Raw genomic sequence first — 11,169 nt, forward strand, 5'->3', positions numbered from 1 at the left:
ACCCCCGCAGGACCGGCCCCGCACCTGATGCCAGGTGCGGGGCCGGTGCCGTTCCGGGTGCGGGTCCGTTTCCGTCCGGGGCCGTTAGGCCTGCCGGGTGACGGCGGTGTTCGTACGGCGCAGGAAGCGGCGCAGCGCGGCGATGTCGAACTGGATCACCGCGACGCCCTCGGGGGAGTGGAACTCGACCACCGCCTGGACGCGGCCGCAGGGCCAGATGCGCACGTCGCCGGTGCCGGTCGGCGCCTGGAGGCCCGCTTCGAGGAGGGCCCGCGGAAAGACCCACTCGTTCTCGGTGCCCTCGGGGGAGAGCCCGGAGGGGAAGACGATCCGTACGGCCAGCGGCTCCGCGGGCGCGAAGCGCAGGGCGACGGGGATCTTCCGGCAGAGCGGGTCGTCGCTGATCACGCGGGCGGTGACGCGGTCCTCGACGGCGGTGGCGACGGCGGCCACGGCGACGGCGGTGGCGACGGCGGTGGCTGCGTCCACGGGGGGATTCTCGGCGGTGGCTGACACGACAAGACTCCTCAAATCGGAACATATGAGTCCGTAGTGCCCCCAGCCTCGCACATTCCCACGAATCCGCGCGGAGGTATGTGTGGTGCGGACGCTCTTGCCAATGGTTTGCAATTGGGCACTATTCTTGAACGGTTAAAGATTTGTCAGCTCAAAGACCGCAGGAAGCGGAGCAGCCCCATGCATGTGCCCGACGGCTTCATCGACGCCCCCGTCTCCATCGCCGCAGGTGTCGCCGCCGCGGGCGCGGTGGCCGTGAGCCTGCGCGGCGCCCGCCGAGAGCTCGAGGAGAAGGCGGCTCCGCTCGCCGGGCTCGTCGCCGCGTTCATCTTCGCCGTCCAGATGCTGAACTTCCCCGTGGCCGCCGGCACCAGCGGCCACCTGTTGGGCGGGGCGCTCGCCGCGATCCTCGTCGGCCCCTATACGGGTGTGCTCTGCGTGTCCGTGGTGCTGCTCATGCAAGGCGTCCTGTTCGCCGACGGCGGCCTGACCGCCCTCGGCGTCAACGTCATGAACATGGCCGTCGTGACCGTGGTCGTCGCCTACGCCGTCTTCCGCGGGCTGCTGAAGCTCCTGCCCGGCACCCGCCGCTCGGTCACCGTCGCCGCCTTCGCCGGAGCGCTGCTCTCGGTGCCCGGCGCGGCCGTCATGTTCACCCTCCTGTACGCCCTCGGCGGGACCACCGACGTCCCCCTCGGCAAGGTGTTCACCGCCATGGTCGGCGTGCACGTCCTGATCGGCATCGGCGAGGCCGTGATCACCGCCGCGACCGTGGGCGCCGTACTGGCCGTGCGCCCGGACCTGGTCCACGGGGCACGAGGGTTGGCCGCGCCGCTGAAGCTGCGCGTCGGCGGCGAGCTGGTCGACGCCGCCCCGGCGGCGGCCCCGGCCGCCGTCCCCGCCGCCGCGCGCTCCACGAAGCCGGTGTGGATCACGGGTCTGGTCACCGCCCTCGTCCTCGCCGGTGTCGTCTCCTTCTACGCCTCCGCCAGCCCCGACGGCCTGGAGAAGGTCGCCGCCGACAAGGGCATCGACCAGAACGTGAAGGAGCACGCCAGCGCCGGCTCCCCGCTCGCCGACTACAGCGTCAAGGACGTCGGCGACGCCCGTCTCTCCGGCGGCCTCGCCGGTGTCATCGGCGTCGGCGCGACCGTGGCCGTCGGCACCGGCATCTTCTGGACCGTGCGCCGCCGGCGCGCCGAGGACCTGACGGCCGCCTCCACCGCCACCGCGAACTCGGCGGGCTGAGATGGGCGCGGGCCACGCCCACAAGCTCTACCGGCACGGGCACTCGCCGGTCCACGAGCTGCCGCCGCACTGCAAGCTGGCCGCCGCCTTCGCCTTCGTCGTGGTCGTCGTCTCCACCCCGCGGGAGGCGGTGTGGGCCTTCGGGCTGTACGCCGTCCTCATCGCGGCCGTCGCGGCCGCGGCCCGGATCCCGGCCGGCTTCCTGCTGCGCCGGCTGCTGATCGAGGTCCCGTTCGTGGCCTTCGCCGTGCTCATGCCGTTCGTGGCGCAGGGCGAGCGGGTGGAGGTGCTCGGCATGTCGCTCAGCGTCTCGGGCCTGTGGGGCGCCTGGAACGTCCTGGCCAAGGGCACGCTCGGGGTCGCCGCCTCCGTGCTGCTCGCCTCGACCACCGAGCTGCGGGCGCTGCTGCTCGGGCTCCAGCGCCTCAAGCTGCCGCCGCTCCTGGTGCAGATCGCCACGTTCATGATCCGGTACGGCGACGTGATCACCGACGAACTGCGGCGGATGTCGATCGCCCGTCGCTCGCGCGGCTTCGAGGCCGGCGGGATCCGGCACTGGGGGGTGCTGGCCAAGACCGCCGGGGCCCTGTTCATCCGCTCGTACGAGCGCGGTGAGCGGGTCCACCTCGCGATGGTCAGCCGGGGCTACGCCGGCTCGATGCCGGTGATCGACGAAGTCGTGGCCACGCGCGCCCAGTGGGCGTACGCGGCCGTACTCCCGGCGGCGGCGCTCGCCGTCTGTCTGATGGGATGGACCCTGTGACCCCCTCGCCCTCTTCCACCGCTCCCGCCTCCCTCGACGTCTCCGGCCTCGCGTACGCCTACCCGGACGGGCACCAGGCCCTCTTCGGCGTGGACCTGACCGTCGGACAGGGCGAGCGGGTGGCCCTGCTCGGCCCGAACGGCGCCGGCAAGACCACGCTGGTGCTGCACCTGAACGGCATCCTCGGCGGCGGGGTCGGCACCGTGACGGTGGCCGGGCTGCCGGTCGAGAAGCGCAACTTCGCCGAGATCCGGCGCCGGGTCGGCATCGTCTTCCAGGACCCCGACGACCAGCTGTTCATGCCGACCGTCCGCGAGGACGTGGCCTTCGGCCCGGCGGCCGCCGGGATGCGGGGCGCGGAGCTGGAGACGCGGGTCCACGAGGCGCTGGAGCAGGTCGGCATGGCCGGCTTCGCGGACCGGCCGCCGCACCACCTCTCGTTCGGGCAGCGCCGCCGGGTCGCGGTGGCGACCGTACTGGCGATGCGGCCGGAGATCCTCGTCCTGGACGAGCCCTCCTCGAACCTGGACCCGGCGTCGCGGCGCGAGCTCGCCGACATCCTGCGCTCCCTGGACGTGACGGTGCTGATGGTGACCCACGACCTGCCGTACGCGCTGGAACTGTGCCCGCGCTCGGTGATCCTGAGCGAGGGGGTCATCGCGGCGGACGGGCGCACGCAGGACCTGCTGTGCGACGAGGAGCTGATGCGGGCGCACCGGCTGGAGCTGCCGTTCGGCTTCGACCCGCGTTCGGTGTCGGTGGCCTGACCCCCCGGCGGCCCGGTCCGGTCCCCGGCGGCTCGGCCCGGTCCCCGGCCCCGGCGGCTCGGTACGGCATAAGTCCGACCAGGTGATTGTTGGACCGCTCGTGGACATCCAGGGTGAGGTGGCGGCGGGTTTCGAGGCCGTCCGGGACGCTTTCGTACGCAACTTCGAGATGCTCGGGGACCGGGGCGCGGCCGTGGCCGTGTACCGGGACGGCCGCAAGGTCGTGGACTTGTGGGCGGGCACGAGGGACGTAGAGGGCGGCGAGGGCGGCGAGCCCTGGGCGGCCGGCACCGCGCAGGTGGTGCGCTCGGCGACCAAGGGCGTCGCCGCCGTCGTACCGCTGCTGCTGCACCAGCGCGGGCTGCTGGACCTGGACGCGCCGGTGGGGGCGTACTGGCCGGAGTTCAAGGCGGGCGGCAAGGAGCGGGCGCTGGTACGGGACCTGCTCGCGCACCGGGCCGGCGTGCCGGCCCTGGACACCCCGCTGACGCCGGGTCAGGCGGTCGACGGAGTCTCGGGAGCGCGCGCGGTCGCCGGGCAGCGGGCCTTCTGGGAGCCGGGCACCGATCACGGGTACCACGCGCAGACGTACAGCTGGCTGCTGTCGGAGCTGGTGTTGCAGGTGACCGGGGCCTCGCTGGGACAGTGGCTGGCGCAGGAGGTCACGGGGCCGCGGGGGCTGGAGTTCTGGATCGGCCTGCCGGCCGGGGAGACGGGGCGCGTGGGCCGGGTGGGGCCGGTGGAGCCGCCCTCGGGGATGGCCGGAGGCCTCAAGGCACGACCGCGGAGGAACGTCGCCGAGGCGTGGGCCGATCCGGCCTCACTGACGCGGCGGGCGTTCGCGGCGATCACCCCGCTGCCGGACGAGAACGCCCCGGAGTTCCGCGCGGCCGAACTCCCGGCCTCGGCCGGCATCGGCACGGCGCGGGGCTTGGCGGGCGTGTACGCGGCGCTGCTGGGCGACACGGAGGACGGGGCGGGGCTGTTCGGCGAGCGGACGCGCCGGCTGGCGGGGACGGAGCTCTCCTCGGGGCCGGACCGGGTGCTGGTCGTCAACACGCGGTTCGGGCCGGGGTACATGCTGCACAGCCCGGCGTCGCCGCTGCTGTCGGCGGGGTCGTTCGGGCATCCGGGCCGGGGCGGGTCGCTGGGCTTCGCGGACCCGGAGACGGGGGTGGCGTTCGGGTACGTGACGAACTCCCACGCCAAGTCCGTCACGGCCGACCCCCGGGCGCAGGCGCTGGTGCGGGCCGTTCGCGGCGCGCTCTGACCGGCACCGGGGCCCGCCCCCGGGTGTGCGGGGGCGGGGCCGGTTCCGGCCTTACGAGGCGTTCAGGACGGCGGCCACCAGCGGGCCCGCCGCGTCGCCGCCGTGGCCGCCGGCCTCGACCATGGCCGCCGCGGCCACGTCGCCGCTGTAGCCCGTGAACCAGCTGTCCGGGCTGCCCGCGCCGTCGACCTCCGCCGAGCCGGTCTTGGCGCCCTTGTCGGAGCCGCCCACCGAGCTCATCGCCTGGGCCGCCGTGCCGCTGGTCGCCGTCAGCCTCATCATCCGGACCAGCTGCTGCTGGACCGAGGGCTTCATCTGACGCGCGGCCTGCGCGATCGGCCGCCCGTCGAGCTCCGGCGGGACGAGCAGCGGCTGGTGGAAGACCCCGCTGCGGGCGGTGGCCGTGAACGAGGCGACGTTCAGGGGGTTCATGGTGATCCGGCCCTGGCCGATGTACTCGGCGGCCGCCTCCGCGCCCGTCGCCTCCGGCACCTGGCCGTCCGCCGAGCGGATGCCCGTCTTCCAGTTGTCCAGCCCGAGGCCGAAGACCTCCCGGGCCTCCTTCGCCAGCGCCGCGTCGTCGTCGACGTCGTCGATCTGCTTGATGAAGGCGGTGTTGCAGGACTTGGCGAAGCCGGTCGCGAAGTTCGCGCCCGGCAGTTCGAAGTTGTTCAGGTTGTGGAAGGTGCGGCCGCCCCAGGAGGCCTCCTTGGCGCACTCCGCCGGCTTGTCGGCCGCCGCCTTGCCCCGGTCGATCAGCATCGCCGCCGTCACGACCTTCATGGTCGAACCGGGCGCCCGCCGCCCCTCCATCGCCGCGTTGAATCCGTCCTTGCGGTTGTTGGCGACCGCGAGGACGTGCCCGTTGCCCGTCTGGATGGCGACCACCGAGGACTCCGGGTACTTGGCCACGGCCTTCTCGGCCGCCGCCTGCACCTTGGCGTCCAGGTAGGTCTTCAGCGTGCCCGGCTCCCCCTCCGCCAGCGTCAGCAGCGTCCGCTTCGGCGCGTCCTGGGCGGCCGGCTCGATCCACAGTTCGGCCCCGGCCTTGCCGCCCGTCTTGCCGCCGTACGTCTGGCGCAGTTGGTCGAGGACCGGCCGCAGCGAGGGGTACTTCTCGGCGCTGAGCTCCTCGCCGTTGCGGTCGACGGCCTTGACCGGCGGGGCCGCGGGCGCGCCCGCGCGCAGCTTCTCGTCCTTCTGCAGCTGTGGGTGGATCACCGACGGCTGCCAGTCGACGAGCGGCTTCCCGCTGGTCAGCCCGCGTACGACGGTCAGCTTGGACTCGTACGCGAGGGGCTTGGTGGCGCCCTGGTACGTGACCTCCGCGGCGACGCCGAACGGGATGGTCGTGCCCGTCTGCGCCCCCGGAGTGATCACGGCCTTCGACACGTACGCCTTGGCCCGGTAGTCGGCCACGGCGCTCTGCGCGGCCTGCACGTTGTTCGTCAGTTCCGCCGCCGCCGGCGCGTCTCCGGCCGCCCATGCGGCGAGGAAGGCCTTCGCGGTCTGCGCGGCCTCCTTCTCGGTGACGGGCCCGCTGCCCTTCCCGGCGCGGACGGCGGCCTCGCCGTTCTTGCCGTCGCCGTCGCCACCGTCACCCACCAGCGCGTACACCCCGTACCCGGCTCCGCCCAGCATCGCGAGAAACACCCCGCCGATGATGGCCCCTTTCGCCGCCCCGTTCACGTGCGTCCTCCCCAGATCCCCGTGGTCCCTGAACGTGTTCAAAGAACCTCTGGTGCGGACCTTACTCTGTGCAAATGCAATGCGTACGGTTCGTTACCAGACCGGAACAACGGTCCGTCAGGTGACGGTCACCCTGCTCCCGTCGGGGAGCACGCACACGGTGCCGCCGTAGGGGACGGTCTGGACCGTGCCGCCCTGGTCCGCGCACTCCGCGGACGTGATCGTCGGGTAGGCCGCCGCCTGGGCCGCCGTGGCACCGACGGCGCCCGCGCCGGCCAGGGCCGCCGTGGCGAGGGCGAGGCCGAGCAGTCGTCGCACACGCATGACGCACCACCTCTCCGGTGCCCCCGGCCCGGTCGCCCCCGCTCGGGACGACCGCTCTCCGAAGCCGAGGGCGTCCACTTCCAGCATGGCCACCCGCCCCCGTCCCCGCGAGCGCGGGCGCCCCCGGAGCCGGGCCGTGTCCTGCGATCGGGGCGGATCAGACCCAGGTGTCCAGCCACATGCGGCCGCGCCAGGAGTCCATCGGGAGGGTGTGGCCCGTGTAGATCGGCCAGAAGTAGATGAAGTTCCAGATGATCAGCAGGACCAGTACGCCCGCCGCGATCGCGCCCAGCGCGCGCCTTCGCTCCGTCGAGCCCGCCGGGCCGAGCAGGGCGCCGATCATCATCGCCACCGCCAGGCACAGGTACGGGACGAAGACCACCGCGTAGAAGAAGAAGATGGTCCGCTCCTGGTAGTTGAACCAGGGCAGCAGGCCCGCGCCCAGCGCGCACGCGATCGCGCCCGCCCGCCAGTCGCGGCGGAAGAACCACCGCCACAGCACGTACAGCAGCGCGAAGCAGCCCGCCCACCACAGCAGCGGGGTGCCCAGGGCCAGCACCTCGCGGGCGCACTTGCCCGCCTCCGTCGCCGGGCAGCCGTCCGTCCCCGGGTCGGGGGACTCGTAGAAGTAGGAGACGGGCCGGCCCAGGACCAGCCAGCTCCACGGGTTCGACTGGTAGGTGTGGCCCGAGGTCAGGCCCACGTGGAAGGAGTAGACCTCGGTCTCGTAGTGCCACAGGCTGCGCAGCCACTCCGGCAGGAACGACAGCGAACTGTGCCGGTCGTTCTTGGCGGCCCAGTCGCGGAAGTAACCGCCCTTGCCGTTGTCGGGGGACAGGATCCAGCCGGTCCACGAGGCCAGGTACACCGCGATCGCCACCGGCACCGTCGACAGGAAGCCCGGCAGCGCGTCGCGGCGCAGCATCGCCGCGTACGGGGCGCCGGCCCCCGCGGTGCGGCGCGCGGCCGCGTCCCACAGGACGGTCAGCACGCCGAAGAACGCCAGCACGATCAGGCCGTTCCACTTGGTGCCGAACGCCAGACCCAGGCAGACGCCCGCCAGGATCCGGTACGGGCGCCAGCCCAGGCGCAGGGTCTCGGCGACGGTGACGTCCGGCCGGGTACGGCCCTCGTCGTCCACCGGAAGGGCGTCCGCGAGTCTGGCCCGGGCCTTGTCCCGGTCGATCAGCAGAGCCCCGAAGGCGGCCAGCACGAAGAACATCAGGACCAGGTCGAGGAGGGCCGTGCGGCTCATGACCAGGTGCAGGCCGTCGACCGCGAGCAGCGTGCCCGCCAGGCAGCCCAGGAAGGTGGAGCGGAACAGCCGGCGCCCGATCCGGCACAGCATCAGCACCGACAGGGTGCCGAGCACGGCCGTCATGAACCGCCAGCCGAACGGCGTGAAGCCGAACATCCACTCGCCGAGTCCGATGACCCACTTGCCGACCGGCGGGTGCACGACGTAGCCGGGGTCCAGCGGGAGGGAGACCCCGTCGGGGTTGGCGAGGATCGACTTGTCGATGTCCTTGGGCCAGCTCGCCTCGTAGCCCTGCCGGATGGTCGCCCAGGCGTCCTTGGCGTAGTACGTCTCGTCGAATATCACCGCCTTCGGGCTGCCCAGGTGCACGAAGCGCAGCACCCCGGCCACCAGCGCCACCAGCAGCGGTCCCGCCCACGCCAGCACGCGCTGCCAGCCGGCCGCCGCGGAGGGCGGGATGCCGAGCGCCGTCCACAGCTGCGCGGAGGGCCGGGCGTACGGGGGCACCAGGCGGGCGCGGACGTCCGTACCCGGGGCGGCCGCCCGCCCGGGGCCCGGGCGTCGGGGGTCGGCGGCCGGCGCGTAGCCGAAACTGCGCAGGCGGCGCAGCCAGGTGGACGGCTGGTCTGCGCGTCCCTCCGGAGGGGCGGGCGGGGCCCCCGCGGGGCTGGGCGGCGGCGTCGCGGTACTGGTCACCGGGTCATCGTAGGGAACGCACCCGCGCGAACCCCAGTGCCGGGGACCCCCGGTGCGTGTGCCGGGTGGGACGGATGCGTGTGCCGGGTGGGACGGATGCGTGTGCCGGGTGGGACGGATGGCATGCGCCGGGTGGGACGGATGACATGTGCCGGGCGGGACGGCTGAGAGGATGGACGGGTGACGACTGACCAGCCCACCGGCTCCGAAACCCCCTCCTCGACCTCCTCCTCCGCGGGTACAGCGGGCTCAGCGGGCGTCCTCGTGCTCGCCGGCACCCCGATCGGCGATCTCGCCGACGCGCCGCCGCGGCTCGCGGCCGAGCTGGAGCGGGCCGACGTGGTCGCCGCCGAGGACACCCGGCGGCTGCGCCGGCTGACGCAGGGGCTCGGCGTGCACACCACCGGGCGCGTCGTCTCGTACTTCGAGGGCAACGAATCGGCGCGCACCCCGGAGCTGGTCGAGGCGCTGGAGCAGGGCAGGCGGGTGCTGCTGGTGACCGACGCCGGCATGCCGTCCGTCTCCGACCCCGGCTACCGCCTGGTCGCCGCCGCCGTCGAGAAGGACATCAAGGTCACCGCCGTGCCCGGGCCGTCCGCGGTGCTCACCGCGCTCGCCCTGTCGGGGCTCCCGGTGGACCGCTTCTGCTTCGAGGGGTTCCTGCCGCGCAAGGCGGGCGAGCGCCTCGGGCGCCTGCGCGAGGTCGAGGGCGAGCGCCGCACCCTCGTCTACTTCGAGGCCCCGCACCGGCTCGACGACACCCTGGCCGCGATGGCGGAGGTCTTCGGCGCCGACCGGCGGGCCGCCGTGTGCCGCGAACTGACCAAGACGTACGAGGAGGTCAAGCGCGGCGGGCTCGGCGAGCTGGCGGCCTGGGCCGCCGAGGGCGTGCGCGGCGAGATCACCGTCGTCGTGGAGGGCGCACCGGCGGCCCGGCCCGGCGACGTGGACGCCGAGGAGCTGGTGCGCAGGGTGCGGGTGCGCGAGGAGGCCGGGGAGCGTCGAAAAGAAGCCATCGCGGCGGTCGCGGCCGAGGCCGGAGTACCCAAGCGGGAGGTCTTCGACGCGGTGGTCGCGGCAAAGAATGCGGCTCAAAAGGTGCTGTAAGACGGTAAAGGGCTAACCTGAAAAGCAAAGCTCAGACCGCGCACCGGGCGGTTTGGACATGAGTCGCCCAAAGGCCGCCCAACACTGGACAGGGCCTGATGCGCTCCCGCCCGAAGAGGCGTCCACTGGCAATGGCACCAGTGGAACAAGAGGAGCTGGCATGACTGAGATCGCAGACACCTCGGCACCCGTACCCGCGCCCGCAGGGGCCGTACCCGTCTCCGTACCCAGGCCCGGCGTGCACACCGTGCACGAGGCGTACTCCTTCGCCTGCATGAAGTGCGGTTACGGCTGGGAGCAGGGCTACGAGATCGAGCACCACGTCGACGGCGCGGGCCAGCCCTTCATCATCTACACCGTCCAGGGCGAGCGGGTGCCCTCCCCGCTGTCGACCCCGACCTGCCACAACTGCGACGGGCACGTGGTGCGGATCATGCGCGAAGGCCAGGTGTCCTCGGTGCTCGGCACGATCGACAAGCTCTACCACCACCGCATCTCGCCCGGGATCGCCGGCCCGGTGCCGGCCGGGGCGAACGTCCCGCGGGCCCCGAAGCAGCGCACGCGCCCGCTCCACGGCTCCCCCGGAGCCGCCCCGGCGGACGGGGGCGCCGAGCGCGGGGGCTGGTTCACCCGGCTGATGAGGCGCCTGCGCCGGTCATAAGATCGGCTCCATGAGCACTGCCTCCAAGGACACCCCGCCGCCGCTGCCCGAACCCCTGCGGGTGGCGGTGGCGGACTCCCACACCCACCTGGACATGCAGCGGGGCACCGTCGAGGAGGGCCTCGCCAAGGCCGCCTCCGTCGGGGTGACCACCGTCGTCCAGGTCGGCTGCGACGTGAAGGGGTCCCGCTGGGCGGCCGAGACGGCGGCCGCGTACGACAACGTCCACGCCGCCGTCGCCCTTCACCCGAACGAAGCGCCCCGCATCGTGCTCGGGGACCCCGACGGGTGGTCCCGCCAGGGCGCCCGGGCCGGCGGCGGCGAGGCCGCGCTCGACGAGGCGCTGGCCGAGATCGAAGAGCTCGCGAAGCTGGCGCACGTCAGGGCCGTCGGCGAGACCGGACTCGACTACTTCCGCACCGGTCCCGACGGAATGGCCGCGCAGGAGCGTTCCTTCCGCGCCCACATCGAGATCGCCAAGCGGCAGGGAAAGGCCCTGGTCATCCACGACCGCGACGCCCACGCCGACGTCCTGCGCATCCTGCGCGAGGAGGGCGCGCCCGAGCGGACCGTCTTCCACTGCTACTCCGGGGACGCCGAGATGGCCCGCGAGTGCGCCGCCGCCGGGTACTACATGTCCTTCGCCGGGACGGTGACCTTCAAGAACGCCGCGCCGCTGCGCGAGGCCCTAGCCGTGGCCCCGCTGGAGCTGGTGCTCGTCGAGACGGACGCCCCGTACCTCACCCCGGCGCCGTACCGCGGACGGCCCAACGCCCCGTACCTCGTTCCGCTGACCGTACGGGCGATGGCGGCGGTCCGCGGGATCGACGAGGACGCGATGGCGACCGCCCTGGCGGCGAACACGGCCCG

At 73.3% G+C, this 11,169-nt stretch carries 11 protein-coding genes; 7 read left to right on the plus strand and 4 right to left on the minus strand.

Annotation, left to right across the window (positions count from 1 at the left end; genetic code table 11):
• Positions 1-84 precede the first annotated feature (84 nt).
• Complete coding sequence (locus ACS04_RS01680; RefSeq protein ID WP_063839222.1) at positions 85-489, minus strand: SsgA family sporulation/cell division regulator; 405 nt, start codon at positions 487-489, stop codon at positions 85-87.
• Between the two features lie 207 nt (positions 490-696).
• On the opposite strand from ACS04_RS01680, the gene ACS04_RS01685 reads away from it, so the two are divergent.
• The 4 genes from ACS04_RS01685 to ACS04_RS01700 all read left to right on the plus strand — a co-directional run bounded on the left by ACS04_RS01685 (position 697) and on the right by ACS04_RS01700 (position 4,564).
• Entirely contained in the window at positions 697-1,764 is a 1,068-nt protein-coding gene (locus ACS04_RS01685) for an energy-coupling factor ABC transporter permease (protein ID WP_048474613.1), read from the plus strand.
• 1 nt (position 1,765) lies between these two features.
• Positions 1,766-2,527, plus strand: a complete 762-nt coding sequence (gene cbiQ, locus ACS04_RS01690; protein ID WP_048474614.1) for a cobalt ECF transporter T component CbiQ — start codon at positions 1,766-1,768, stop codon at positions 2,525-2,527.
• Positions 2,515-3,294, plus strand: coding sequence for an energy-coupling factor ABC transporter ATP-binding protein (locus tag ACS04_RS01695; protein WP_048474615.1), 780 nt, complete (start codon positions 2,515-2,517; stop codon positions 3,292-3,294). Before cbiQ ends, ACS04_RS01695 begins: the two co-directional genes overlap by 13 nt.
• 100 nt (positions 3,295-3,394) lie before the next feature.
• Complete coding sequence (locus ACS04_RS01700) at positions 3,395-4,564, plus strand: serine hydrolase domain-containing protein (protein ID WP_048474616.1); 1,170 nt, start codon at positions 3,395-3,397, stop codon at positions 4,562-4,564.
• A 51-nt stretch (positions 4,565-4,615) separates the two neighbouring features.
• Here the strand turns inward: ACS04_RS01700 and ACS04_RS01705 are convergent, their stop codons facing one another.
• The 3 genes from ACS04_RS01705 to ACS04_RS01715 all read right to left on the minus strand — a co-directional run bounded on the left by ACS04_RS01705 (position 4,616) and on the right by ACS04_RS01715 (position 8,531).
• Positions 4,616-6,253 carry a penicillin-binding transpeptidase domain-containing protein gene (locus ACS04_RS01705; protein ID WP_107438501.1) on the minus strand — a complete coding sequence of 546 codons (1,638 nt, stop codon included), beginning with the start codon at positions 6,251-6,253 and terminating at the stop codon, positions 4,616-4,618.
• A 117-nt stretch (positions 6,254-6,370) separates the two neighbouring features.
• Complete coding sequence (locus tag ACS04_RS01710) at positions 6,371-6,577, minus strand: hypothetical protein (RefSeq protein ID WP_048474617.1); 207 nt, start codon at positions 6,575-6,577, stop codon at positions 6,371-6,373.
• Between the two features lie 157 nt (positions 6,578-6,734).
• On the minus strand, positions 6,735-8,531 hold the full coding sequence (locus tag ACS04_RS01715; protein WP_078864340.1) for a dolichyl-phosphate-mannose--protein mannosyltransferase: 1,797 nt from the start codon (positions 8,529-8,531) through the stop codon (positions 6,735-6,737).
• A gap of 264 nt (positions 8,532-8,795) precedes the next feature.
• Here ACS04_RS01715 and rsmI point away from each other — a divergent pair, with 264 nt between their 5' ends.
• From rsmI to ACS04_RS01730, 3 genes are all read left to right on the plus strand, one after another.
• Positions 8,796-9,638 carry a 16S rRNA (cytidine(1402)-2'-O)-methyltransferase gene (rsmI, locus tag ACS04_RS01720; RefSeq protein WP_048474662.1) on the plus strand — a complete coding sequence of 281 codons (843 nt, stop codon included), beginning with the start codon at positions 8,796-8,798 and terminating at the stop codon, positions 9,636-9,638.
• A gap of 160 nt (positions 9,639-9,798) precedes the next feature.
• Positions 9,799-10,299: a hypothetical protein gene (locus ACS04_RS01725; RefSeq protein ID WP_048474618.1), complete on the plus strand. Its 501-nt coding sequence runs from the start codon at positions 9,799-9,801 to the stop codon at positions 10,297-10,299.
• A 10-nt stretch (positions 10,300-10,309) separates the two neighbouring features.
• Positions 10,310-11,169: TatD family hydrolase (locus ACS04_RS01730; protein WP_048474619.1), on the plus strand; the 860-nt coding region annotated here is incomplete at its 3' end.

Source organism: Streptomyces roseus, assembly GCF_001044425.1.
Lineage (GTDB): Bacteria > Actinomycetota > Actinomycetes > Streptomycetales > Streptomycetaceae > Streptomyces > Streptomyces roseus.